This is a genomic window from Mycobacterium sp. 1274761.0, assembly GCF_001668615.1.
Taxonomy (GTDB): Bacteria; Actinomycetota; Actinomycetes; order Mycobacteriales; family Mycobacteriaceae; genus Mycobacterium.
The window spans coordinates 174,861-198,720 of the sequence record NZ_LZMC01000019.1 but is presented as its reverse complement, the minus strand read 5'-3'; the positions used below and the strand labels follow the sequence as shown (position 1 = coordinate 198,720).

The 23,860-nt window shown below is 65.6% G+C and carries 23 protein-coding genes; 9 read left to right on the top strand and 14 right to left on the bottom strand.

Annotated features, from left to right (window positions below):
- Window positions 1-128 precede the first annotated feature (128 nt).
- Complete coding sequence (locus A5651_RS03150) at window positions 129-779, bottom strand: glycoside hydrolase (RefSeq protein ID WP_066975438.1); 651 nt, start codon at window positions 777-779, stop codon at window positions 129-131.
- A 183-nt stretch (window positions 780-962) separates the two neighbouring features.
- Window positions 963-1,283: a DUF732 domain-containing protein gene (locus tag A5651_RS03145; protein ID WP_066975436.1), complete on the bottom strand. Its 321-nt coding sequence runs from the start codon at window positions 1,281-1,283 to the stop codon at window positions 963-965.
- A 152-nt stretch (window positions 1,284-1,435) separates the two neighbouring features.
- On the opposite strand from A5651_RS03145, the gene A5651_RS03140 reads away from it, so the two are divergent.
- Both A5651_RS03140 and A5651_RS03135 read left to right on the top strand, forming a co-directional pair.
- The gene (locus A5651_RS03140; protein WP_156662547.1) at window positions 1,436-2,761 is read left to right on the top strand and encodes an acyltransferase; all 1,326 of its coding nucleotides are present in this window, start codon (window positions 1,436-1,438) and stop codon (window positions 2,759-2,761) included.
- A gap of 99 nt (window positions 2,762-2,860) precedes the next feature.
- Window positions 2,861-3,502: a hypothetical protein gene (locus A5651_RS03135; RefSeq protein WP_066975434.1), complete on the top strand. Its 642-nt coding sequence runs from the start codon at window positions 2,861-2,863 to the stop codon at window positions 3,500-3,502.
- Here the strand turns inward: A5651_RS03135 and A5651_RS03130 are convergent.
- The 3 genes from A5651_RS03130 to A5651_RS03120 are packed head-to-tail and all read right to left on the bottom strand — an operon-like array spanning window position 3,499 to window position 5,418.
- Window positions 3,499-4,200, bottom strand: a complete 702-nt coding sequence (locus A5651_RS03130) for a cutinase family protein (protein ID WP_066975488.1) — start codon at window positions 4,198-4,200, stop codon at window positions 3,499-3,501. The two genes, A5651_RS03135 and A5651_RS03130, sit on opposite strands and share 4 nt — an antisense overlap.
- A 35-nt stretch (window positions 4,201-4,235) precedes the next feature.
- The gene (locus tag A5651_RS03125) at window positions 4,236-4,880 is read right to left on the bottom strand and encodes a cutinase family protein (protein ID WP_066975432.1); all 645 of its coding nucleotides are present in this window, start codon (window positions 4,878-4,880) and stop codon (window positions 4,236-4,238) included.
- A 37-nt stretch (window positions 4,881-4,917) separates the two neighbouring features.
- A complete protein-coding gene (locus A5651_RS03120; protein WP_066975430.1) occupies window positions 4,918-5,418 on the bottom strand; it encodes a nitroreductase/quinone reductase family protein in 501 nt (166 codons plus the stop codon).
- A 73-nt stretch (window positions 5,419-5,491) separates the two neighbouring features.
- On the opposite strand from A5651_RS03120, the gene A5651_RS03115 reads away from it, so the two are divergent.
- A complete protein-coding gene (locus tag A5651_RS03115; RefSeq protein WP_066975486.1) occupies window positions 5,492-5,875 on the top strand; it encodes a hypothetical protein in 384 nt (127 codons plus the stop codon).
- A 13-nt stretch (window positions 5,876-5,888) separates the two neighbouring features.
- On the opposite strand, the gene A5651_RS03110 is transcribed toward A5651_RS03115, so the two are convergent.
- The 4 genes from A5651_RS03110 to A5651_RS03095 all read right to left on the bottom strand — a co-directional run bounded on the left by A5651_RS03110 (window position 5,889) and on the right by A5651_RS03095 (window position 10,200).
- On the bottom strand, window positions 5,889-6,335 hold the full coding sequence (locus tag A5651_RS03110) for a DUF5078 domain-containing protein (protein ID WP_066975428.1): 447 nt from the start codon (window positions 6,333-6,335) through the stop codon (window positions 5,889-5,891).
- 17 nt (window positions 6,336-6,352) lie between these two features.
- Window positions 6,353-6,763, bottom strand: a complete 411-nt coding sequence (locus tag A5651_RS03105) for a DUF732 domain-containing protein (protein WP_082943554.1) — start codon at window positions 6,761-6,763, stop codon at window positions 6,353-6,355.
- A 79-nt stretch (window positions 6,764-6,842) separates the two neighbouring features.
- Window positions 6,843-9,716, bottom strand: a complete 2,874-nt coding sequence (locus tag A5651_RS03100; protein ID WP_082943553.1) for an RND family transporter — start codon at window positions 9,714-9,716, stop codon at window positions 6,843-6,845.
- Window positions 9,717-9,768: 52 nt separating this feature from the next.
- Window positions 9,769-10,200: an MmpS family transport accessory protein gene (locus tag A5651_RS03095; protein ID WP_066975484.1), complete on the bottom strand. Its 432-nt coding sequence runs from the start codon at window positions 10,198-10,200 to the stop codon at window positions 9,769-9,771.
- A 244-nt stretch (window positions 10,201-10,444) separates the two neighbouring features.
- Here A5651_RS03095 and A5651_RS03090 point away from each other — a divergent pair, with 244 nt between their 5' ends.
- Window positions 10,445-11,434 carry an esterase family protein gene (locus A5651_RS03090; RefSeq protein ID WP_066975422.1) on the top strand — a complete coding sequence of 330 codons (990 nt, stop codon included), beginning with the start codon at window positions 10,445-10,447 and terminating at the stop codon, window positions 11,432-11,434.
- Here the strand turns inward: A5651_RS03090 and A5651_RS03085 are convergent, their stop codons facing one another.
- Genes A5651_RS03085 through A5651_RS03065 form a run of 5 tightly spaced genes read right to left on the bottom strand, consistent with a single transcriptional unit; the run spans window position 11,435 to window position 17,563 of the window.
- The gene (locus A5651_RS03085; protein WP_066975482.1) at window positions 11,435-12,913 is read right to left on the bottom strand and encodes a long-chain fatty acid--CoA ligase; all 1,479 of its coding nucleotides are present in this window, start codon (window positions 12,911-12,913) and stop codon (window positions 11,435-11,437) included.
- Entirely contained in the window at window positions 12,910-13,683 is a 774-nt protein-coding gene (locus A5651_RS03080) for an SDR family NAD(P)-dependent oxidoreductase (RefSeq protein WP_066975419.1), read from the bottom strand. Before A5651_RS03080 ends, A5651_RS03085 begins: the two co-directional genes overlap by 4 nt.
- A 1-nt stretch (window position 13,684) precedes the next feature.
- Window positions 13,685-15,214, bottom strand: coding sequence for an AMP-binding protein (locus A5651_RS03075; protein WP_066975417.1), 1,530 nt, complete (start codon window positions 15,212-15,214; stop codon window positions 13,685-13,687).
- Between the two features lie 4 nt (window positions 15,215-15,218).
- Window positions 15,219-15,953, bottom strand: a complete 735-nt coding sequence (locus tag A5651_RS03070) for a GntR family transcriptional regulator (protein ID WP_066975415.1) — start codon at window positions 15,951-15,953, stop codon at window positions 15,219-15,221.
- Window positions 15,954-15,964: 11 nt separating this feature from the next.
- Window positions 15,965-17,563 (bottom strand): SMP-30/gluconolactonase/LRE family protein, encoded by a 1,599-nt coding sequence (locus tag A5651_RS03065; protein ID WP_066975413.1) that lies wholly within the window; start codon window positions 17,561-17,563, stop codon window positions 15,965-15,967.
- A 141-nt stretch (window positions 17,564-17,704) separates the two neighbouring features.
- On the opposite strand from A5651_RS03065, the gene A5651_RS03060 reads away from it, so the two are divergent.
- Genes A5651_RS03060 through A5651_RS03040 form a run of 5 tightly spaced genes read left to right on the top strand, consistent with a single transcriptional unit; the run spans window position 17,705 to window position 23,860 of the window.
- On the top strand, window positions 17,705-18,550 hold the full coding sequence (locus A5651_RS03060) for an SDR family NAD(P)-dependent oxidoreductase (RefSeq protein WP_066975410.1): 846 nt from the start codon (window positions 17,705-17,707) through the stop codon (window positions 18,548-18,550).
- Entirely contained in the window at window positions 18,550-19,923 is a 1,374-nt protein-coding gene (locus A5651_RS03055; protein WP_066975408.1) for an SRPBCC family protein, read from the top strand. The genes A5651_RS03060 and A5651_RS03055 overlap by 1 nt, the downstream gene beginning before the upstream one ends.
- 3 nt (window positions 19,924-19,926) lie before the next feature.
- A complete protein-coding gene (locus tag A5651_RS03050; RefSeq protein ID WP_066975406.1) occupies window positions 19,927-21,786 on the top strand; it encodes an NAD(P)/FAD-dependent oxidoreductase in 1,860 nt (619 codons plus the stop codon).
- Window positions 21,787-22,710: an SDR family NAD(P)-dependent oxidoreductase gene (locus tag A5651_RS03045; protein WP_066975404.1), complete on the top strand. Its 924-nt coding sequence runs from the start codon at window positions 21,787-21,789 to the stop codon at window positions 22,708-22,710.
- On the top strand, window positions 22,703-23,860 hold the full coding sequence (locus A5651_RS03040) for a CaiB/BaiF CoA-transferase family protein (RefSeq protein ID WP_066975402.1): 1,158 nt from the start codon (window positions 22,703-22,705) through the stop codon (window positions 23,858-23,860). The genes A5651_RS03045 and A5651_RS03040 overlap by 8 nt, the downstream gene beginning before the upstream one ends.

Here is a 23,860-nt window from a genome sequence, read left to right as displayed (position 1 = left end):
GATCGAAGCGCAACGTGGTGCGCGCACCAGTGATCAAGGGCAACCTCCCCGTCCTCACTCAGCCCTGATCACAATCAGTCGGCCCGCCACCCCCTCCCCCCAGGGTGGCGGGCCGACCCTTTACGTTTTCAGGTTCCCGGGTTCATCGAACTGATGAAGTACGTTTCGTGTCCGGTGGGATATCCGCCGCCGTCGGTGGCGATGTGGACATGGTCGTAGTGGTTGGCCGTCTCGTTGCCGTAGTCGGCCGTCCAACTCGGCGCACCGATGCCGGGATAGAAGCCCTGCCGCCAGATCACGTGAATCACGCCCCAGCGTTCGGCGTTGGCCAATGCCAGGCCCGCGATCTGGTTTCCGAGTTCGATGCCTTCGGCGCTGTGGTGGTTGGGGATCATCACGTCGATCGCCAACCCGTTGGGATGCCATTTCAACGGGTCCTGCCGGTACCCGCCGATCGTGGTGATCTCAGGGAACATCACGCTGATCGCGCGCGCCACCCAGATGGTGTGGATCTGCAATCCGTTCTCCGGCGCGACACCGGGCGGAAGCGCGAACGACGCAGCCTGGTTGGCAATGGGTGCGCTGGCGGCGATGAGATCCGGTGCAGGCATGGCATTCGGAACCGGTGTCGCCGAGGGAGCAGGCGGCGGGCTGGGCGAGATAGCCGCCGGGGTGGAGCTGTCCGTGCCCGGGTCATAGAGCATCACCGCGGACACGGCGACGCAGGCCACGACCACCAATAGGCGGCCTCGGCCATTGGCTAACCACCCCCTCTTCACGAGCGCAGCTTACGTCCGTGGCCCGTGCCGCGTGGCAATCTTCGTAATCGTCGCTGACCGACGTATCGTTCGCGCGCGGCTTGTTGGGATCGGTAGCGCCGGGCTCGCCGTGCACTTGCGATGCGCCGCGGGCACTGACCCGGCTGCACGACCGGGTGGGGCTACGGGAAGGGTCGGGTTCTGCTACCCGGTAGCGAAATCGGGGCAGAGGTTAGTGGTGGCGGCGCTGACGAACAGTGTGCCCTGCCCCGGCAGGAGCTGGAACATCTGCTCGGCGGCGGACATCTCGTCGAGCACCGAAGCCCCACTGCGCAATTGGTCGCAGACGTGTAATCCGGCTCCTACCGTGTCGGCCTGATTGCCGCCGATCAAGGGGATGTTCAGGGCGGCGAGTTCGTCGAGGAACGCGTCGCGAGGCGCGGCGGAGGCCGCGGGTGCGCTGACCATAGCGGCGGCGGCGACCGAAAGCGCGGCGACCGCCAGCGCCGTGCGATGTTGAGCCATGCGGGTCCTTTCGCGATGACCGCCGTCGGTGCGGCGCTACTACCGCACAACGTAAGCCAGCGCCGCTACCGGAAATATCCGGTGTTTCCCTACACTTGTCCGCGCGTAGTACTACTCATCCACGTCGGCGGGTTGGACGGCAAGCTGAAGCCATGGCACTGACCTCGACAGTTCCCGGTGCGCGCACGGTGGCCGAGCACACCAAACCCGACCGGGACCGCGCCATCGATGTCGCCCGGCTCGCCGCGCTCGTCGTCGTGATGTTCGGCCACTGTGCCCTGCTGCTGGCCACCATCGATTCCGGCGGACTGCGCATCGGTAACCTGCTCGGCCAACTGCCCGCCCTCACCCCGATCACCTGGATTGTCCAGGTCATGCCGTTGTTCTTCCTCGCCGGCGGCGCCGCGGGCGCTTATGGCTGGCGCGCCGGCACGAAGTGGGGGACCTGGCTGTTCACCCGGGCGCAGCGCCTGTGCCGTCCGGTGTTCTGGTACCTGGCCTTCTGGATGGCCGCACTGGCGGTCGCGGCGAAGATCCTCGGCGCAGACGCCGCGACCGACCTCGGCGGAGAATGCGTCGCCCTGCTCTGGTTCCTCGGTGTCTATCTGGTGGTGCTGGCCTTCGTTCCGTCGTTGACGCGGCTGCGATCGGGGCGTGGGGTCGCCGTCGTAATCGTGTCCCTACTTGCGATGACCACCGCGTTCGACGTGGTGCGCATCGTCACCGGCGAATCCATATCGGGCGTCGGAAACTTCTTGACTGCATGGTTGATCCCCGTTGTGATCGGCGTCGCCTACGCACGACGGCTGATCGGCGTGCGTGCGTCAATCGCCGTGGCCGTGAGCGCGTTCGCCGCGCAGGTGCTGCTGGCGGTCGTCGGGCCCTACGAGGTGTCATTGGTGGTCACCGGAACCGAGGACTTCTCGAACGTGACCCCGCCGACACTGTTGCTCGCCCTGCACTGCACCTGGATGTCGTGCGCGTTCGTCGCCCTCGCCGCACCTATCCAGCGCTGGGCCCAGCGCCTCCGCGTGTGGCAAGCCGTCGCGGTGGGCAACAACGGCGCTATGACCCTCTACCTGTGGCACATCCCGGCCATAGCAATCGCCACCTTCTCCTTGCATGTAATCGGCCTCGACGCATACGACGTTGATGCGCAATGGTTTTGGGGTCTGCTCGCGCTGCGGGCCGCGGTATTCGCGGTCGTGATGGCGGCGGTCTTCCTGCTGTTGTCACCGCTTGAGCATCGACGACTTCCCTGGTGGGATACCGCCGTTCACGCCACCGGCGTGCGGTCAGCCGTGGCGGGCACGCTGATATGTGTGGCCGGGGTGGCGATGGTCATGCTGGCCAAGCACGGTCTCGACGGCGTCGTCGGTTACACGCTGCTCGGGTGCTTCCTCGCCGCGGCCGCGGCTGCCCGGGTGAGCGCAGGGGGGCGCGTTCGTGGTGATCACGTGAGCATCGCGGATCGGTAACCCTTCACCTGAGTGAGACGATGCGCGTGGCCACCGGATCTAAGCTCCGTCGAGTAGCCGCGTAGCGCGGCACGTCGGCCGACGGACGGGACCCAGCGAGTGCACACGATATTGGGGCTGTCGAAGACGTCGACCAGCATCGCATGGGTATTGGTCGACGCCTGCGATCCGACCAGCGAACCACTCGACCAGGACGCCTTCGACATCATCGATTCGAGCGCCGCGGCGCCCGCCGCCACCGCGCGACGTGTGCGCGATATGGCCGCGGCATCCGGATGGACCGTCGACGCTGTCCACGTGACGACTAGCGGTAACCTGTCATCGCTGTCAGAGGCGTTGCGGGATCTAACTTTCGACGAGGTCGTACCGGTGTCGCCCGCAGACGCGACACGTTTATGGGCTTTGGGCGGCCGGCAGGGGAGCAGACGACAGAACTCCGCGGTATGCCTGCTCGGACACACCTCTGCAGCTTTGTCGGTGGTCGACACCTGCACCGGCGCAATGCAATCCGCAACCACCAGGGTATCCGGTGACAGCGCGGCGTTGATCGGCTGGCTGGACACCACCCTCTACGGCAACGGGATGCGCGCCGAGCTCGTCTATCTCATCGCCTCCCGTCGCACCCGCGACGCCCTGGCCGGACCCCTGGCCGCACGCCTGTCGGTTCCGGCGGTGACCAGCCGTCACGCGCAGGTTGCGCTGGCTCGCGGCGCGGCCTGCGTCGGCGCCGCAGCGAGCTAGAGGCGGCCCGCGACGAAGGTGGCGGCCTGACCGACCATGCCGTTCACCGGATAGAGCGCGTGGGCTGCGGTCGGTCCACCGCCGGGGGTGCCGTCGCAGATCGTATCGCCCTGCGCGCACAGCTGGATCGTCTTCGCCGCATAGGCCGGCCCGATCACGATCGCGGGCGCGCCGTACTGGCTCGTCCACGCCTCCGATGGCTTTCCGAATAGCGCGACCGCCGCGACGTGGTTGGCGATCTCGGGGGGTAACGGCTGCGGGACGAGGGTTGCCGGGACACCCGGGGGTATCTCGGCCGAGGTGACAAATCCCGCCACCGCCGCGCCCTGGGAGTAGCCACCCAGCACGATGCGGGTATTAGGGCAGTTCGCCGCGGTGGACTGGACGTGACCGCCGGCGTCCCTGATGCCATCGATGACTGTCTGGGCGAAAGCCATCGTGTCGTTGAAGTCGCCGCTGGCGGCATAGTTCACCGGGTACACGTCCACCGTCTTACCGCCGACCTGTGATCGCAGCGCATCGACGAACGACTGCCCGACCCCGCCGACTCCGGGTGGTTCGCCGGTGCCGCGGGCGAATATCACCTCGACATCGGGGCACGGTTGGGCGGCAGCGGAGGGAAGAAAGCCGGTCAGAAGAGCGGCCCAAACGGTCATCACAGCCACGCCGAGGAGGCGCGGCAGGCGTCGTGCAGTCATCGTCATGGGTGTACTAGTACCCAGCTTGGCTACCTCTATAGCCGGTTTGCGGCGAACGTTGCGGCCTCGTCGACCATTCCCGTCTGCACGTAGGCGCCGTGAGCCCGCATGTCCCACCCACCCTCGGCGCAGATCGGGTCGTTCGGGACGCACATCTCGATCGTCTTGGCCCGGTAGATCGGGCCAACCGACGGCAACGGACCCGCCGACAGACTGTCGGCGAACGAGCTGCGTGGACCGCCGAACTCGGCGGCCGCCGCAACGTGGTCGGCGATCGCGGGCGGCATGGCGGTGGTAGCCAGATCGACGACGGCGGCGCCCTGGGAATATCCGCCGAGCACCATCTTGGTGTTCGGACAGCTGGCCGCCATCGCCTGGACGTGGGCGCTCATGTCGTCACCGCCGGCTGGGGCGCTTCTGGCGAAGTCGTTGCTGGCCGGGTAGCGAACCGCGTACACGCCGACCGAGCGCCCGGCCGCCTTCGACCTCACCGAGTCGACGAAGGCCTGACCGATGCCACCGACGCCCGGCGGCTCGGTGGTTCCCCTGGCGAAGACGATCTCGACGTCTTGGCAGGGTGCGGCGCTCGCGACGGGGACGGCGGCTCGAACGGTACCCAGGGCAAGCGGCAGTGCTGCGAGGGTGGCACCGACGACGCTGCAAGCGATCTTGACGTTCATGCTGATATGTCGCGTGACCCCGCCGCGGTGTTTCGCGCTACCGAGGACAGAGCCGGAACACCGGCACGGTGCGTCCGGCGCGGGCGGCGTTCTCGCGGTAATCCGAAAACCCGCCGTAGTACGTTTCCGCGAGTCCGTACAGCCGGGCGTACTCGTCGGGATCGGTCACCTCACGCGCCAGGAAGGGTTCGCCGCCGAGCTCGCACTCGGGGTGTGCGACCAGGTTGTGGTACCACTGCGGGTGCGCGGCTCCGCCGTAGTTCGACGCCATGATGATCACGTCGCGCCCGTCGTGGTAGTACGCGACCTGGGCGTCGCGGACCCGGCCGCTCTTGGCCCCGGTGGTCCTCAGCGTCGCCGACGGGACGTTGAAGGCGCCCCAGCTGAGCCGGCCCCCGGTGATCCGGCTGAGCATCGGGTCGGTCTTGGAGGCCAGATGCTTGCCGACGAACAGGCCGACGCGGGTGCGCGCAAGTCTGTTCAGCCCGCGCGTCACCGCAGAGCGTCGTTTGGTTGGGTCGACGTAACGTAAAGGCACAAGAAAACCTTATGCCGTGGCGACGTCCCGGTACGCTAACCGTCGAAGCGGGTCCGTCGTGGAGGGGTTCGACATGAAGCTGATGGCAGTACTGGCAGTGGCCTGCGGGGTCGTCGCCGCGCCGATGGCGGTGGCGGGCACCGCGTCCGCGGATCGCGGCGTATGCGACGGCGTCGATTGCGTCCCGTTCCTGGATCGCAACATCGTGCCCACCGACCATTGCTCGTTCTCGTCTCGCTACGTCTACGGGCTGGACCCGACGGGAAAGACGTTCGCCTGCGCGGCAACCGACCAATGGGTTGCGGTCGCGCCGTTGATCGGTGTGCGCACCCTTCGGGAACCGTGCGACCCGAACGTGCCCGCCTCGGCGCAGTCACCCGCCGGTCAGCCGCTCAACTGCGAGGGCGGGTCCTTCACGTCCGACTTCGACGCGCTCTACTACGCCAAGAGCAGCTGACCCAGCGCGCGGCTCACCAGTGCGCCGGGTAGTCCCAGATCGCCGGATCGGTCGGGTAGCTGCTGCACACGTCGGTGGTGTGCGCGGCGACGCCCTTGTTGTTGAAGAAGAGCTTCGCGTGGTTGGGCCATGCACCGGTCAGCGGGTCGCCAAGGCTGGTGACCATGTCCTCCGAGAACTGCCTGCGTCCGGCGTAATCCATCGAGTAGAACCAGTGCATCTTGTCCTGGGTGGCGGACTGCACGTCGGGGCTGTGGTTGTGGTAGTCGATCATGTACCGCTCGAAATACACCGGATCGGTGTCCCGGGCAGCGGCCATGATCTGTTCAGCCGTGCAAGTCGTCCGCAACATGCGGTTAGGAATCGGATAGTCATCGGTCGCGTCGGCCGACGCGACGGCTGGAAGGGCCACCGCCGCGGCGCTCAGCGCGGTCACCACCAGGCCGGCTTTACCCAACATTCCCGCATCCCTTCTTGTCATTGCTCTGCCGCCAGTGCCGGTCCCGACGGTACCGGTGCCGAGTTCGGCGGTGCCTCCGGCGGCGGTCCCGCCGCCGCCTGCAGCAGCGGCAACTGGTCGGGGCAGTAGAACTTCATCGCCTCGCCGAGGAACTGCCACGACTGCGCAGTGGTGCTGTCCCGGTCGAGCTGCTTGAGGATCCACGCGCTGGACTTGTACACGTCGGCATCGGTGTGCATCCACAGCCGCTTGCACGCGAGCTTGCCGATCCAGGCGTTGTAATCCTTCTGCCCGTAGATGCCGAATTCGTGCAGTTCCTTGTAGAAGTCGGTATCAGGATCGGCGTGTGCAGGCGCTGCCACGGCCAGCGCGGGCATGGTCAACGCAATGCCTGTCACCAGGGTCGATAGAAGCCGTTTCCCCCTCATAACCACCTACCTTATCCGATTCTCGAATTTGCCATTATGCGAAATCTTTGTTTGGAGTTACACGATTCTGTTATGCGATTTATCCGATTGGTCCTGTAGGACTGTCATCGTCGGCGCGATGCCCAGACGTTACGCCGACCCGCTCATCGGCCGTCTCCCGCGTCGGCCAGGGCACCGGAACGGGGCGCTGGCGAATTCGCTGCGGCCACCAGAACCACGGGCCCAGCAGCGCCGCGATCGACGGAGTCATGAACGAGCGGATGACCAGCGTATCGAACAACAGGCCCAAACCGATTGTGGTGCCTACCTGTCCGACCACCCGCAGGTCGCTGACCACCATCGACATCATGGTGAAGGCGAATACCAGCCCCGCCGAGGTGACCACCGAGCCGCTGCCGCCCATCGACCTGATGATGCCCGTGTTGATGCCGGCGTGGATCTCCTCCTTGAACCGCGACACCAGCAGCAGGTTGTAGTCCGAGCCGACGGCCAACAGCACGATGACCGACATCGCGATGATCATCCAGTGCAGGTGCAGGCCCAGAATGTACTGCCAGATCAGCACCGACATACCAAACGAGGTGCCCAGCGACAACAGCACCGTGCCGACGATGACGGCCGCCGCGACCACCGAGCGGGTCAGCAACAGCATGATGATGAAAATCAGGCACAGCGATGAGATGCCCGCGATCAACAGGTCGAAGTTCGAACCGTGCTGCATGTCCTTGTAGGTGGACGCGGTGCCGGCCAGGTAGATCTTCGACCCCTCCAGCGGCGTGCCCTTGATCGCTTCGAACGCCGCGTTCTTGATCTGGTCGATGTGCGAAATGCCTTGCGGCGTAGCGGGGTCGCCCTCGTGAGAAATGATGAAGCGGATCGCCTTGCCGTCGGGTGAGACGAACATCTTGAGGCCGCGCATGAAGTCCGGGTTGGTGAACACCTCCGGCGGCAGATAGAACGAGTCGTCGTTCTTGGATGCGTCGAACGCCTGGCCCATCGCAGTCGAATTCTCCTGCATCGCGGCCATCTGGTCCTGCATGCCCTTCTGGCTCTGATACATCGTCAGCATCATCGTCTTCATGGTCCGCATCGTGGAGATCATCTCGGGCATCAGCGCGGTCAGCTGGGGCATCAGCGAGTCGAGATGTTCCAAGTCGGGCACGAGTTGCTGCACGTCATCGGTCAGCACGTCGATGCCGTCGAGGGTGTCGAAGATCGCGCGCAACGAATGGCAGACGGGAATGTTGTAGCAGTGCGATTCCCAGTAGAGGTAGTTGCGCAGCGGACGGAAGAAATCGTCGAAATCGGATATGTTGTCCCGCACTTCGCCGATGTCGAGCGACATGGTCTTGGTCTTCTGCACCATCGAATGCGTCGTCTCGGACATCTGCTTGGTGAGCGACTGCATCTTCTCCATCGTCGCGATGGTCTTGTCCATCTCGGCGGCCTGGGTCAGCATGTCGGCCATCCGCGCCTGCATGTAGTCCTGGTTCATCTGCTGGGTGGTGCCCTGCATGCTGATCTGGAAGGGGATCGACGTGTGCTCGATGGGCGTGCCCAGTGGCCGGGTGATGGTCTGCACACGGCCGATACCCGGAATGTGGAAAACGTTCTTGGCGATACGGTCGACGACGAGCATGTCGGCTGAGTTGCGGACGTCGTGGTTCGTCTCGACCAGCAACAGTTCGGGATTCATCCGCGCCTGCGGGAAGTGCCGGTCGGCCGCGGCATAGCCGAGGTTGGCCGGGATGTCGGAAGGCAGGAATTCGCGATCGTTGTAGCTGGGGACGTAGCCGGGCAACGCCAGCAGGCCGACAAGCGCAAGCGCGATGGTGGACACCAGGATCGGTCCCGGCCACCGGACCACCGCGGCGCCGACCTTGCGCCAACCCCTGGTCCGCATCGCGCGTTTGGGGTCGAGGAGACCGAACCGGGTGAGGATCGTCATCATCGCCGGTGCCATCGTCAGGGCGGCGATGGTGGCCACCAGGATGCCGACGGCCAGCGGTATGCCGAGTGTCTGGAAGTACGGCAGCCGGGTGAAGTGCAGGCAGAAGGTGGCGCCGGAGATCGTCAGCCCGGACCCGAGGATGACGTGCGCGGTGCCGTGATACATGGTGTAGAACGCTGTTTCGCGGTCCTCACCGTTGGACCGTGCTTCCTGATACCGCCCGATGAGGAAGATGCCGTAGTCGGTGGCCGCGGCGATCGCCAGCGTGGTGAGCAGGTTCACCGCGAACGTCGAGAGCCCAATGATGTTGTAGTAGCCCAGTGTTGAGACGATTCCACGGGCGGCGGCCAGCTCGATGAACATCATGACGAGCACGATGAGCACCGTCATGAGCGAGCGGTAGACGAACAGCAACATCAGGAAGATCACCGCGATGGTGATCATCGTGATCAGCTTGACGCTCTTGTCGCCGGCGTGGTGCTGATCGTTGGTGAGTGCGGCCGGACCGGTGACGTAGGCCTTGATACCCGGCGGTGGCGTGGCAGTATTGACGATTTCGCGCACGGCTGCCACGGATTCGTTGGCGATGCTTTCGCCCTGGTTGCCGCGCAGGTACAGCTGGACGTAGGCGGCCTTTCCGTCGGCGCTCTGCGAGCCCGCCGCCGTCAGCGGATCGCCCCAGAAGTCCTGGATGTGCTCGACGTGTTTCTTGTCCGCCTCGAGCTTGTCGATCAGCCCGTCATAGAACTTGTGGGCGTCCTCGCCGAGCGGCTGGTCGCCCTCGAGCACGACCATCACCGAGCTGTTGGAGTCGAACTCGTGGAATGTGGTGCCGACCCGCTGCATCGCCTGCATCGAGGGGGCGTCGTTGGGCGCCAGCGACACCGCGTGCGCTTCACCCACCGCCTCGAGCTGCGGCGCGATGACGTTGACCAGTACCACCAGTGCCAGCCAGCCGAGCACGATCGGCACGCAGAACAGGCGGATGAACCGCGGGATCATCGGGTGGGCGCCGACGTGGGTGTTGCTCACGCGATCACCTGGCAAGCGCGGCTCATGCGGACTTCACCAAACAGAAGGTCTGGGCGTTGAGGCCGTTGGTCGTCTTCTCGTCCTTCACCACACCGTCGACCGTGATCCGGCAGCTGATGCTGGAACCGTCACCCTGGGCGACGATGTTGGCGCTGGCAGCCGGGGCGGTGGTGGTCAGCGTGAGCGACCAGGGTAGCGGCACGCTCACCGCCTTCTGCGGTTGCGCATCGAGGTCCAGGTAGTTGATGGTTGCCGTGGCGCCGGGGTCGCCGAAGATCTCGTACTTCACTTCTTTGGGATTGAACGGCTCAGGGTCGTTGACCAGGCCGGCGCCGGGCCGCGTCAGCTCGGTCTTGCCGAAAACACCGCGCAGCCGGTCGACCATGAACATGCCGAGCGCGACAACGAACACCACCAGCAGGGGGATCCAGACGCGCTTGAGCAGCTTCAACACCGCATGCTCCGCCCCCTGAACGCCGCCCGACCCATCCACGTCTCCTCAGAATCGACCCGTGCTTAACTTAGCCCATATAACTTCTGTTGGCGCAAGATGCTGGCCGAAATATCGGCGGCTGAATCGCCGATTCAGTGTGCCCCCCGGTTGCGGCGATCGGCCGACCTGGCGATTTCGCCGTAAATCCCCGTAAATGGTCGTACTCTCCGGCTGAAAGCACCAGGCTTGCGTAGGGGAGGCAACGGTGGCCACCGTCAGTACAGCCAGGAAAGGCCCGGACGGAACTTTGCGGCGATGGGCCGTTGCGGCGGTCACGGCGGCGCTGGGCTGGGCGCTCTGCAGCGCGCCAACCGCGGGCGCCTTCTCGAGTGTGCCCGTCGAACAGCTGAACGTGCCGTCGGCAGCCATGGGCCGCGACATCCGCGTCGAGTTTCTCAGCGCCGGGCCGGGCGCCCACGCCCTGTACCTACTGGACAGCATGGAAGCCGGCGACGACTTCAATGGCTGGGATATCAACACGTCGGCCTTCGACTGGTACAAGGGCTCAGGGATATCGGTGGTCATGCCGGTCGGCGGCAAATCCAGCTTCTACAGCGACTGGTACGGGCCAGCGACCGGCAACGCCGGGACGTCGACGTACAAGTGGGAGACGTTCCTGACCCAAGAACTGCCGTCTTACCTGACGGCCAACAAGAACGTGCCGTTGACGGGAAACGCGATCGTGGGGTTCTCCATGGGCGGTTCGTCGGCCCTTGTGTTGGCCGCCTACCATCCGCAGCAGTTCATTTACGCCGGGTCATTGTCGGGCTTCCTCAACCTGTCGGCGCCCAGCCAGCAGGGCCAGGTCGGCATCGCGATGATGTGGAACGGCGGTTTCAACCCCGACGCCATGTGGGGCCCGCCGGGCGATCCGGCCTGGGCGCGCAATGATCCCACCGTGCAGGCCGGTCGGCTGGCCGCCAACGGCACCCGCCTGTGGATCTACTGCGGCAACGGCACACCCACCGACCCGGCGTTGGCCAGCCCGGACGCGCCGATCGCCGGACTCGGGTTCCTGGAAGGGTTCGCGATCAACACCAACCGCGCCTTCGCCGACGCCTACGTGGCCGCCGGCGGACACAACGCGACGTTCAACTTTCCCGAAGGCATCCACAGCTGGGGCTATTCCGGTCAGCAGCTGCAGCAGATGAAACCCGACATTCAGCGCACACTGGGCGCCACAGCGACGGCATGATCACGACAAGCGTTCGCGCAGTTCGCGTTTGAGCACCTTGCCGTAGCTGTTCTTAGGCAGTTCGTCGATGAACTCGTAGCGCTTGGGGCGCTTGAAGCGGGCGATGCGGTCGAGCAAGTGGGCATCGAGGTCGGCCGGCGCGGCGTCGCCCACGATGAAGGCCACCACGATCTCGCCCCACTCCTCGTCCTTGGCGCCCACCACGCCGGCCTCCACCACCGCGGGGTGTTGCAGCAGCGCCTCTTCCACTTCCCGCGGGTAGATGTTGCTCCCGCCGCTGATCACCACGTCCTTGGACCGGTCACGCAGCGTCAGAAAGCCGCGTTCGTCGAACGAGCCCATGTCGCCGGTGTGCAGCCAGCCGTCCTGCAGTGTGGCCGCGGTGGCCTCGGGGTTTTTCCAGTAGCCGGACATCACCACGTCGCCGCGACAGACGATTTCGCCGATTTCGCCGATGTCTGCCGGGCTGCCGTCGTCGCGCAGCACCGCGACATCAACCCCGGAGCGGGCGTATCCCACCGAACCCAGCACGGCGTCGTCGGCCCATCCGTCTGCGGCGAGGTGGTCGCGCTGGCGGAGACCGGTGATGGTCATCGGCGCTTCACCCTGGCCGTAGAGCTGGGTGAAGACCGGGCCGAATGCGGCCATGGCCTTCTTCAGGCTGTCGACGTACATCGGGCCGCCGCCGTAGACCACCGTGCGCAGGTTGCGCGGCCGTGGGCGACCCGTCTGGACGAGGCGAGCAACCATCGTGGGGGCCAGGAAAGCGCTGCATCCAGGATGGTGCTCACAGAGGTCGAGGAATTCCGCGGGCTCGAACCCCGCCGACGCCGGGATCACTTGGCGGGCTGCGCGTAACACGTACGGCGGGACGTAGAGGCCTGACCCGTGCGACATCGGTGCGCCGTGCACCAGGCTGCAGTCCTCGTCCGGCGAATCGAAGTCGGCGAGGTGCGCGACGGTCATCGCCATCAGGTTGCGGTGCGACAGCATCGCACCCTTCGACCTTCCTGTGGTTCCGCTGGTGTAGAAAAGCCACGCCAGCTCGGCCGCGTCGGTGTTGGGCACGGGGACCGGTTCGGCGCTGAATCTCGACGCGTAGTCGTCGCCCGCGATGATCTCGAGGGGCACGTCGGTGACCGGGCTCAGCTCGGCGGCGATCTTCGGCGACGCGAAAACCAGTGCGGCCCCGGCATCGTCGAGGATCTGCTGCATCTCCCTGGGGTGCAACTTGTAGTTGATCGGCAGGTAGACGCACTCGGCCGCCCACACGCCGAACATGAGCTCGATGATCTCGGGCCGGTTCTCGCTGACGATCGCGACGCGCGCCCCCGGCCCCAGGGTGCACAGAGAACCCGCCAGCCGCAGCGCCCGGTCACGCAGTTCGGCCCAGGTGAGCTGTTGGTGCTCACCGACATAGACCGCCCCGCGACCGCCGAATCGGGACGCGGCCTGGTCGAGGAGGACGAAAAGGTTCACCTCGCCACCCATTCCGAGTTGAGCGCGAAATCCGACAGGTACTTGGTCGAACTCCACCCTCCATCGACCACGATCGTCTGGCCGTTGATGAACTCGGCGCCATCCGAACACAGGAAGGCCACGGTGCTGGCGATGTCGTCGACCCGTCCCAGCCGCTGGTGCGGCGTCATCTCCGTGTTGATTTTGCGAAACCGCTCGTCCTCGAGGCGGGTGGCGACCATCGGTGTCAGCGTCACCCCGGGAGCGACTGCATTGCAACGAATTCCCTGCGGTCCGTATTGGCAGGCGATGTGCATCGTCAACGCCGTCAGCCCGCCCTTGGCGGCCGAGTAGGCGCCGCCGCGCAGGCCGCCGACCACCGCGAACGTCGAGGTGACGTTGATGATCGCCGAGCCCGGCCCCATATGCGGAATCACGTCGCGTGCGAGCCGGAACGGCGCGCGCAACATCAGGCCGAGAAAGTAGTCCAGCGAGTCGTCGTCGGTCTCGTGTAACGGCTTCGGGCTACCGACACCAGCGTTGTTGACCAGAAAATCGACGTGGCCCCACCGCTGCACGGCGAGATCGACGATGCGGGCTGGCGCGTCGTCGGCGGTCAGGTCGACAGCGATGGTGGCCACCCGGTCCGGATCGCCGACGGCGTCCTCCAACTCGCCGAGCCTATCCGCGTCGCGGCCCACGCCGACCACGGCCATGCCCATCTGCGCCAGTTTGGTCGCGCAGCCGAAACCGATACCGCTGCTGGCTCCTGTCACGATCGCAATCTGCATGTCACCCGTCCGCTTTCATCAAGGTCGCCCGGATCTGATGTTTCACTACCTTGCCTGCGTCGTTCTTGGGCAAACTGTCCCAAATCTCCACCTGCTCAGGGACTTTGAACTTCGCAACCCCGGAGTCGGCGAGGAAGTCGCGCAGCTCACTCACATTGGGTCCCGGCGGCGCCTTCGGCACGATCACCGCACAAGCCCGCTCTCCGGTCCTCGCATCCGGCAGCCCGACGATGGCGATCTCGATGATGTCGGGATGACCGGCCAGGATGTCCTCGACCTCCTTCGGCGCGATGTTCTCGCCGCTGCGGATGATGATGTCCTTCGCCCGTCCCGTCACCACCAGGTAGTCGTCGTCCACCCACCGCGCGAGGTCGCCGGTACGGAAGTAGCCTTCGTCGTCGAAGGCGTCGCGCTCGTCGTCGGGATTGCGGTAGCCGACCAGCATTTGCGGTCCTCTGGCGTGGATCCCGCCCGAGCCCGGCGGTGCGCTGTCGTGGGCGACCAGCTTGACGGACGCGATGCCGGGCCGGCCATCGGTGTCGGCGGCCCGGTCAGGGTCGGTAGGGGAGCCGACCGTGGTGACAGGCACCTCCGTCGAGCCGTAGACCCGTGTCACCACCGCACTCTGGAAGTACGCGGCCGCCCTGCGGATCAACGACGGCGGCACCGAGGCGCCGCCGCAGATGAACACCTTGAGGTCGGGCAGGCGGGTGTCGGCGCGTTCGGCGGCGGCCAACAGACCCTCGAGAAACGGTGTCGCACCGGCCATGTGGGTGCAACGGTGTGCGGTCATGAGCGTCACCGCCTCGTCGGGATCCCAACGCTCCATCAGCACGGCCGTGGCGCCCAGCAGCAGAGGACACTCGAAGGCGTAGATGGAGCCGCCGATGTGTGCGATCGGCGATGGCACCAGGAACGAGTCGCCAGGCTCCACCGACCAATGATCGCGGATCTGGCAGATCAGTGCGTGAATCGAGTCGTGGCTGTGCAGAACGCCTTTCGGGCGGCCTGTCGTGCCGGAGGTGTAGAGGATCATCCGCACCGCTGTCGAATCGACGGTCGGAAACTCCACAGAGCTCACCTCGCCTGTGACCAATGATTCGTAGGGGGTGTGGTCACCGTGATCACCGCGAACGACGACCACCTCCGGCGGCGAGGCCATCGAACCCGTCACCCGGTCCATCATCGCGCGATAGTCATGCCCCCTGAATTGGCTTGGCACGAACATGATCCGGCTTTGGGCGTCGGCCAGGATGAAGCTCACCTCGCGGTCGCGCAGGGACGGCAGTATCGGGTTGACGGCCATGCCCGCCATCGTCGCGGCCAGGTACACCACGGCGGCTTCATGCCAGTTCGGCAGCATGAACGACACGACGCTGCCGGTCGGTGCTCGCGACAGCAGCTCTTGCGCCAGCGCCGCGGCCCGGGCACACAGCGTTCGGCTGTCGAGCCGGACGTCGCCGTCGACGAGGAGCACGCGCTCGGGAGTGAGCCGCGCGGCTTCGGCGAGTGAGTCGGCCAGTGTCGGCATGTCCCTAGCCCCGGACCCGCCGCATCGTCATCGAATGCCGGAAGCGCGACGCTGGATGGGTGTTGACGGTGAGCTGGGCGATTTCGCCGTCAGACGTCTTGTACGTGCGCTGAACTTCCAGCGCAGGGGAGCCGGGGTCGACCTTGAGCCCGTCGGCGAGGCTGGGTGCGATCAAAACCGCAGCGATCTGCTGCTGGACTTCGGTGATGCTGACGCCGAACAGGTCCTCGATCAACGGGAAGATCGGCCCAGTGTGGCGTTGCAGCAGCCTGCCGACCGCCGCGAAGGCGCGATTGATGTAGTACTCGGTCCGGCACAACGCGTAGTCGGCGCCCTCGGACTGACGGAAACCGCGGACGGCCAGCCATTGCTCGCCGCCGGCGAGCCCGGTCCTGGCGGCCACCTCGTCGTCGAGCGTGATCATGCTGATCGATTCGATCGCGAACCGGGCCTCGGTCGCGAACGCCACGAGATCGTTGATCGACATGACGTCGTACGCATCCGAGGTGGACCGGGGCACCACCATCGTGCCGGTGCGCGGGCGCGACGAGACCAGGTTGTCCTCGCGCAGCCTGCGCAGCGCCTCGCGCACGGTGTAGCGGCTGACTGAGAAACGTTCGCACAGTTCGTGTTCGGTGGGCAGCTGTGATCCCACGGGATACACACCGTCCACGATGTCCTTGCGCAGCGCCCGCGCCACCTGGATGTAGCGGTGGTCAGCAGACGAAGTCTCGGTCATTCCGCGGTCCGTCAAAAGGCGGGCCGCAGCGCCAGCACGCTGCCGTCCGCATCGGCCGAAAGATACAGGCTGCCATCGGGTCCCGCGGTGATGCCGGCGAACGGGCCCTGCGGACCGGAGAACGGCGGCATGCCCTTGAGCGGCTTGGGCTCCACTCCCGGTGGTGCCCCGACCGGAAGGCCGGCGGCGATGGTGGTGCGCGCGCCGCTGGCCACATCAACCGAGATGAGTTCCTTGGCGCCGGCGTCGACGATGAACAGCTGGCCACCCCGGGCGAGAATGCCCTGCGGTTTCTGCAGACCATCGACGAGGACGTCGGAAACCGAGCCCCGCAGTTTCACCACCCGGCCGGCGCCCGACTCGGCGACGAGGGCTTGACCGTCGGCGTCGAACGTGACGCCGACGGGGCCGTCCAGTCCCGAAGCCAGTGTCTCGACACCGCCCGACTGCAGCGCGTGCAACTTGCCGGTGCCGAGTTCGGCGAACACGATCACCCCGCCCGGCCCGATGGCCACGCCGTACAGCTGATCGAAATCGGTGGCGAGATAGTCGGTTTCGTTGGCGGCGGGTCGGTATCGGGCGACCTGGCCGCCCGACGTGGTCACGACGAACTCACCGTTGCCTGCCGGGGCCAGGCCGCGCAGGAAGCCTGGATAACCCGGCGAGAACAGCATCCCCACCGTTTCCAGTGAGCCGTCGGTGGTCACCGCGTAGAAGTAGGTGCCGTCGGCCACGTACAGCCGACCGTCGTCGCCGACCGCGAGATCGAGCGGCCAGTTGAGCCCGCCGGCCAGCACTGTGCTGGCGTCACCGTCGACGATCTCGGTGATCTCTCCGGTGAAGTTCGAGACCAGCACCCGGCCACCGACGATGGTGAGGTTGTCCAGGCCGGGGGTCAGCTGAGCCAACACCGTCTTCTCGCCGTTGCGCGGGTCGATACGAAGAACCTGCCCGCTGGCGACCTGGGTCGACACGAGGTAACCCTCCGCGTCGAACTTCACCGCGTCGGGCACGCCGAGATCGCCCACAACCCGTTGCGGTTCACCGCCGTTGGGATCGATTCGCCAGATCTCATTGGCCGTCATCAGCGGGTAATACAACAGCCCGTCGGGGCCCACCTCCATGGCGTTGGGTGAGGGCAGGTTCTCCAGCAGGATCCGTTGCGATCCGGTGGCCCTGTCAAGCTCCATCAGCCGTCCGCCGTCACGGCACTCGTTGATGAACAACCGCCCCTGGTGCACGGTGATGCCGTTGGCACAGGGCAGGTCGTCGCGCAGAACCCGGCTGCGCCCGTCGGCGCCGAGCGCGCTGACCCGGCCGTCCATCACCTCCGTGGCGTAGAGGACGCCGTCGGGGTCGAACGCCACGTCGTCGGGCGCAATGATGTCGCCGCCTTTAGCGCTGACGGTGTCGAGCCGGCCGGTGGCGACGTCCAGCGCGCTGATCTGACTGCCGGTCACCTGGGCGATGTAGACGCGGCCGTCCGGGCCGGTGCGCAGACCGTTGGCGCCGAACAACCGGCTGGGTGCCGTGAGGCGTTCGAGCCGCCATCCGTCGGCGACATTGGGGGTGGGTGCAGCGTAGCGGGCGTCGGTGCGCGACGAGCTCATGGCCACGGACGCTATCAAGCTCGAATAGTCCAGACAATAGGCCTAACGAAGCACGTGTCGACCCTTGACGGCTCGATAAATGCTGGGGAATAGTGTTCTGCAATATGCAGAGCACCGTATATTGTCCGGACAAATAGGTTCATGACCGACTTACTGAAGCTCGACGGCCGCATCGTGGTGGTCTCGGGTGCAGGCGGCGGCGGGATCGGCACGACAGTGACCCGCATGGCCGCCGAAGCAGGCGCGACCGTCGTCGCCGTGAGCAGGTCCAAGCAGAACCTCGACGAACACGTCGCGCCGCTGGCCGACCGCGGACTGTCGGTGATTCCGGTGGCCGCGGACGCGTCCACCGATGACGGCATCGCCGCCGCCGTCGAAGCGGCCCGGGGCGCCGACGGCGAGCTCTACGGTCTGGTGAATGTCGCCGGCGGCGCAGAGCCGGCCACGTGGATGCCCTCGACCAGGGTGAGCCGCGCCGACTGGCGGTCGCTGTTCACGGCGAACCTCGAAACCGCGTTCTTCATGAGCCAAGCCGTCGCAGGCGAGATCCGCCCCACCGGTAGACCGGGTTCGATCGTGTCGATCTCGTCGATCTCCGGCATGAACACCGCTCCGTTTCACATCGCCTACGGAACGGCCAAAGCTGCGATCGTCGCGATGACCCGCACGATGGCGGTCGAGCTCGCCCAGGACAACATTCGGGTCAACGCGGTCGCGCCGGGCGTCACCGCGACCGCCGCCTCGCTTACCTACACGGGCCACGATCCGCAACGCGATCGCCAGGCGATCGCCATGGGTCGCCGGGGAAGTCCGGAGGAACAGGCGGGCGCAATTCTGTTCCTGCTGTCCGACCTGTCGAGCTACATCACCGGTCAGACACTGCTCGTCGACGGCGGGCTGAACCTCAAGTGGACGCACCTCGGCGCCGACAACACCTCGCTGTTCTTAAAGGACGAGACCTTCCGCGCAGCGATCAAGGAGATGTGATGACCGATACCGAAAATATCGAAACATCTGCCGCTGAGGAGCTTTCCGAACCGGTGACGATCGGGGTGGAGGCCTACATCTCGGAGGACTATGCGCGCGCCGAGCGGGACAGGCTGTGGCGCAAGGTATGGCAGCAGGTCGGCCGCGTCGAGGAATTGCCGGACGTCGGTAGCTATCTCACCTACGACATCCTCGATGACTCGATCATCGTGGTACGTACCGGCCCAAACGAATTCAGGGCCCACCACAACGTCTGCATGCACCGCGGTCGTCGTCTGGTCGACACCCTGGAGGGGGCGAAGAACGCCCTCGGACGCGCCCGTAAGTCGTTCGTATGCGGATTCCACGGCTGGACATACGGTTTGGACGGTGCCTGCACGCACATCCGCGAGCAGGACGATTGGAAGGGCGCATTGACCACCCAGAACACCCACCTGGTGCCCGTCCAGGTCGACACTTGGGGTGGTTGGCTTTTCATCAACATGGACCCCGACTGCGAGCCGCTGGCCGATTACCTGTTCCCGGCCGCGAAGATCCTCGACCCGTTCGGGCTGGAGAACATGCGCTACAAGTGGCGCAAGTGGCTGTACTTCGACTGCAACTGGAAGGTCGCCCTGGAGGCGTTCAACGAGACCTACCACGTGTTCACCACCCACCCCGAATTCAACAGGTTCGGCGAGTTCAAGGGCTGGGCCAAGGCGCAGGGCAAGCACAGCAACATCGGCTACGACGCGCCGAAGGAGATGGAGGCCACCAAGTCGAAGATCCGACTCGGCATCGGTGACGATCCGCGCGTCTCCACCGCAGAGATGCAGATGTACACGTGGGAGCAGACCAACGCGACCACCACCGAGACATTGGTCAACGCCGCCAAACGACTGGTCGACGAACTGCCGGAAGGCACGCCGGCCGACAAGGTGCTCGAGCATTGGTTGTCGTCGGCGCGCCGTGATGACGAAGCCCGCGGCGTGATCTGGCCGACGATCCCGGCCGACATTCTCGGACAGGCTGGCACGGCGTGGCAGATCTTCCCGAACTTCCAGATCGGCCAGGGCTTGACCAGCGCGCTGTGCTACAGCGCCCGGCCCGACCCGGGCTACAACCCGGACAAGTGCATCTTCGAGGTTGCGGTGTTCGAGCTGTATCCCAAAGGCCAAGAGCCGCAGACCGAGTGGGAGTACACACCCAAGGACAGCCCGAACTGGCTGTCGGTCCTGCCGCAGGACTTCTCGAACATGGCGGCCGTCCAGCAGGGCATGAAATCGCTAGGCTTCCCGGGCACCAAACCGAACCCGTACCGCGAACGCAGCACGGTCAACCTCCACTACCAACTGTCCAAGTACATGGGCACCGGCGAACCACAGGAGCTCTAGCGAATGACTGTTCTTGATCCGGCGTCAAGCACACCCTGCGCACCCACCGACACGCCCGACGACATCGACATCGATGCGTTGCGGGAGAAGTACGCACAGGAGCGTGCCAAGCGGTTGCGCCCCGAGGGATCCAAGCAGTACGTCGAATTGACCGACGACTTCGCCGGCTACTACGAGGTGGACCCGTACACCCCTGTCGCGCCCCGTGATCCGATCAACGAGGACATCGACGTCGCGGTGCTCGGCGGCGGTTTCGGTGGCCTGCTGTCGGCGGCCCATCTGAAGAAGGCCGGCGTCGAGGACGTCCGGATCATCGAGCTCGGTGGTGACTTCGGCGGCGTGTGGTACTGGAACCGCTACCCCGGAATTCAGTGCGACAACGAGTCCTACTGCTACATACCGCTTCTGGAAGAGCTCGACTACATACCAAGCAAGAAGTTCGCCGATGGCCCCGAGATCTACGAGCACTGCAAGCGCATCGGCAAGCATTTCGGGCTGTACGACTCGGCGATCTTCTCCACGCAGGTGCGGGAGATGCGTTGGGACGACGACATCAAGCGCTGGCGCCTCGCCACCAACCGCGGTGACGACATCCGGGCCCGCTTCGTCGTGCTGGCCTCCGGTCCGTTCCACCGTCCGAAGCTGCCCGGCATCCCGGGAATGAAGGACTTCGAGGGACACAGCTTCCACTCGTCACGGTGGGATTACGACTACACCGGTGGCGACTTCACCGGCGGCATGGACAAGCTCGCCGACAAGCGGGTCGCGATCATCGGAACGGGCGCCACCGCCATTCAGGTGGTGCCCTTCCTGGCGCGAGATGCCCAGCACCTCTACGTATTCCAGCGCACTCCCTCGTCGGTCGACACGCGTAACAACACACCGACCAACCCCGAGTGGGTCAAGACCCTGCAGCCCGGCTGGCAGAAGGAACGGCAACGCAACTTCCACTCGTGGACGTTCGAAGGCATGGCGCTGGGCCAGCCCGACCTCGTCTGCGATTTCTGGACCGAGCTCGGCCGCAACACCGCCGCGCGCGTGATGGCGCTGGAGGACCCCGCCTCGCTGACGCCGGAACAGTTCATGGCGATCCGCGAGGAAGAGGACTACAAGATCATGGAGCGGCTGCGGCGCCGCATCGCCGAGATCGTCGACGATCCCGCGACCGCCGAGACGCTCAAACCGTACTACCGCTTCCTGTGTAAGCGCCCGCTGTCCAACGACGACTACCTGCCCACATTCAACCGGTCGAACGTGACGTTGGTGGATGTGTCGGATTCCAAAGGCGTGGAACGGATCAGCGAGAAGGGGATCGTTGCCAACGGTCAGCAATACGAGGTCGACTGCATCATCTACGCCAGCGGTTTCGAGATCACGACCGAGATCAGCAGGCGGTACTCGATTGACGCGATCGAAGGCCGCGACGGGCTGTCGCTGTACGACTACTGGCACGACAGCTACAAGACGCTGCACGGGATGACCAGCAGGGGCTTCCCCAACCAATTCTTCACCGGTTTCACCCAGGTCGGCATCTCGGCCAACATCGCGGCCAACTACGAGCTGCAGGGTGAGCACATCGCCTACATCGTCGCCGAGGCGCTCAAGCGCGGCGCCACCACGGTGGAGCCCACCCAGGAAGCCCAGGACGACTGGATCAAGACCATCCGTGAATCCGCTGTCGACAACTCGGCTTTCGACGCCTCGTGCACGCCGGGCTACTACAACAACGAAGGCGGTGGCGGCGGTGAGGGCATCCGCTCCCACCTCGGTGAGCCCTACGGCCCCGGCTTCTACGCCTTCGGCGACCTGCTCAAGGAGTGGCGTGACAAGGGTGATCTGGACGGCCTGGTGCTTGGGACCTAGATGGGTGACCTGAGGTTCGACGGCCGCGTCGCGGTCGTGACGGGAGCCGGTCGGGGATTGGGCCGCTCGTACGCCCTGCTGCTGGCGGCGCAGGGTGCCAAGGTCGTCGTCAACGATGCCGGCGGCAGTCTCAGCGGTGACGGGACAGATTCCACGCCCGCCGACGAGGTGGTGCGCGAGATCACCTCGGCCGGTGGGGAAGCCGTCGTCAGCGCCGACTCGGTGGCGACACCCGACGGCGGTAAGGCGGTCATCGATACCGCCCTCGACCGCTACGGCCGCATCGACGTCCTCATCCACAACGCGGGCATCGTCCGGCGAGGATCTCTCAAGGAGATGACCTACGAGGACTTCGAGGCCGTCATCGACGTTCACCTGCGCGGCGCGTTCCACGTGGTGCGACCGGCGTTCCAGCCGATGTGTGACGCCGGCTACGGCCGCATCGTGCTGACGTCGTCGATCGGCGGACTGTACGGCAATCACGACGTCGCCAACTACGCGGTCGCCAAGGCGGGGGTGATCGGGCTGTCCAACGTCGCGGCGATCGAGGGTGCGGCGCACGGGGTGATGAGCAACGTGATCGTGCCGGCCGCCGTGACCAGGATGGCCGAGGGTATCGACACGTCGGCCTACCCGCCGATGGGGCCCGACCTGGTCGCGCCAGCAGTCGGCTGGTTGTCACACGAATCCTGTTCCATCACCGGTGAAGTCGTGATCGCGCTCGCAGGGCGAGTGGCTAGGGCAGTGCTGGTCGAGACGCCGGGGGTGTACCGGCCGTCGTGGACGATCGCGGATGTCGCTGAGCACCTCGGCGCCATCCGCGACATGTCGAAGCCGATGGTGTTTCCCGTCGTGCCCGACGGCCACGGGGACCACATCCGATACAGCTTCGCGATGGCACAGCAAGGAGTTCTCCATGGGTAGCGGGCCGCTGACCGGCGTGCGGGTCGTCGACCTCACCGCGATGGTGATGGGGCCGTACTGCACCCAGATCATGGCCGACATGGGGGCCGACGTCATCAAGGTCGAGCCGCCCGCGGGTGACAACACCCGCTACATCTCGGTCGGACCAGCGCCCGGCATGAGCGGGGTATACATGAACGTCAACCGCGGCAAACGCGCGATCGTGCTGGACCTGACGACCGGTTCGGGCCGAACCGCACTGCAGGCCCTTATCCGGACAGCCGACGTGTTCATCCACTCGATGCGGTCAAAGGCCGTCTGCAAGCTGGGCTTCGGCTACGACGACGTGGCCGCGATCAACCCGTCGATCGTCTACACCAACTGCTACGGGTACGGCAGGCGGGGTCCGGACCGGGACCGGCCCGCCTACGACGACACCATTCAGGCCGAATGCGGTCTACCCGCCGTGCAGGAACAGCTGACGGGTGAAGCGAACTACGTCGGAACCATCATGGCCGACAAAGTCGCCGGGCTCACCGCCCTCTACGCCACGATGATGGCGCTCTTTCACCGCGAGAAATCCGGTGAAGGTCAGGAGGTCGAGGTGAGCATGTTCGAGACGATGGCCTCGTTCATGCTCGTCGAGCATGCCAACGGCGCCATGTTCGACCCCCCGCTGGGCCCGGCGGTGTATCCGCGCACGGTGGCTCCGAACCGGCGCCCGTACCCGACCAAGGACGGGCATATCGCGGCATTGATCTACAACGACAAACACTGGAACGCGTTCGTGAACGCGGTCCGTCCGGCCTGGGTGAACGAGTCGTACGCCACGCTGGAACAGCGTGCCAACGACATCGACGCCGTCTATGGCCTTGTCGCCCAGACCATGTTGGAACGGACGACCGACGAGTGGATGGCATTGTTCCGTGAACTCGAGATTCCGGCGGCGCCGATCAACACCCCTGATGTGCTGTTCGACCATCCGCACCTCAACGCGGTCGGGTTGTTCGAAACGGTGGACACCGCGTACGGGCCGGTGAGAATGCCCGGGGTGCCGACATGGTTTTCGCGCACCCCCGGCCGGATCGCGGGGCCCACCCGCGAGCTTGGGGCCGACACCGCCGAGGTGCTGCACGAGCTCGGACTGGACAGGGACGCCTGTGGACTTTGA

What these genes read in the sequence shown, in the direction of transcription:
- A5651_RS03145 (WP_066975436.1), bottom strand. Translation starts at nt 1,283, where the DNA reads ATGGCTCAACATCGCACGGCGCTGGCGGTCGCCGCGCTTTCGGTCGCC.
- A5651_RS03140 (WP_156662547.1), top strand. Translation starts at nt 1,436, where the DNA reads ATGGCACTGACCTCGACAGTTCCCGGTGCGCGCACGGTGGCCGAGCAC.
- A5651_RS03130 (WP_066975488.1), bottom strand. Translation starts at nt 4,200, where the DNA reads ATGACTGCACGACGCCTGCCGCGCCTCCTCGGCGTGGCTGTGATGACC.
- A5651_RS03125 (WP_066975432.1), bottom strand. Translation starts at nt 4,880, where the DNA reads ATGAACGTCAAGATCGCTTGCAGCGTCGTCGGTGCCACCCTCGCAGCA.
- A5651_RS03115 (WP_066975486.1), top strand. Translation starts at nt 5,492, where the DNA reads ATGAAGCTGATGGCAGTACTGGCAGTGGCCTGCGGGGTCGTCGCCGCG.
- A5651_RS03110 (WP_066975428.1), bottom strand. Translation starts at nt 6,335, where the DNA reads ATGTTGGGTAAAGCCGGCCTGGTGGTGACCGCGCTGAGCGCCGCGGCG.
- A5651_RS03105 (WP_082943554.1), bottom strand. Translation starts at nt 6,763, where the DNA reads ATGAGGGGGAAACGGCTTCTATCGACCCTGGTGACAGGCATTGCGTTG.
- A5651_RS03100 (WP_082943553.1), bottom strand. Translation starts at nt 9,716, where the DNA reads ATGATCCCGCGGTTCATCCGCCTGTTCTGCGTGCCGATCGTGCTCGGC.
- A5651_RS03080 (WP_066975419.1), bottom strand. Translation starts at nt 13,683, where the DNA reads ATGCAGATTGCGATCGTGACAGGAGCCAGCAGCGGTATCGGTTTCGGC.
- A5651_RS03075 (WP_066975417.1), bottom strand. Translation starts at nt 15,214, where the DNA reads ATGCCGACACTGGCCGACTCACTCGCCGAAGCCGCGCGGCTCACTCCC.
- A5651_RS03070 (WP_066975415.1), bottom strand. Translation starts at nt 15,953, where the DNA reads ATGACCGAGACTTCGTCTGCTGACCACCGCTACATCCAGGTGGCGCGG.
- A5651_RS03065 (WP_066975413.1), bottom strand. Translation starts at nt 17,563, where the DNA reads ATGAGCTCGTCGCGCACCGACGCCCGCTACGCTGCACCCACCCCCAAT.
- A5651_RS03060 (WP_066975410.1), top strand. Translation starts at nt 17,705, where the DNA reads ATGACCGACTTACTGAAGCTCGACGGCCGCATCGTGGTGGTCTCGGGT.
- A5651_RS03055 (WP_066975408.1), top strand. Translation starts at nt 18,550, where the DNA reads ATGACCGATACCGAAAATATCGAAACATCTGCCGCTGAGGAGCTTTCC.
- A5651_RS03050 (WP_066975406.1), top strand. Translation starts at nt 19,927, where the DNA reads ATGACTGTTCTTGATCCGGCGTCAAGCACACCCTGCGCACCCACCGAC.
- A5651_RS03045 (WP_066975404.1), top strand. Translation starts at nt 21,787, where the DNA reads ATGGGTGACCTGAGGTTCGACGGCCGCGTCGCGGTCGTGACGGGAGCC.
- A5651_RS03040 (WP_066975402.1), top strand. Translation starts at nt 22,703, where the DNA reads ATGGGTAGCGGGCCGCTGACCGGCGTGCGGGTCGTCGACCTCACCGCG.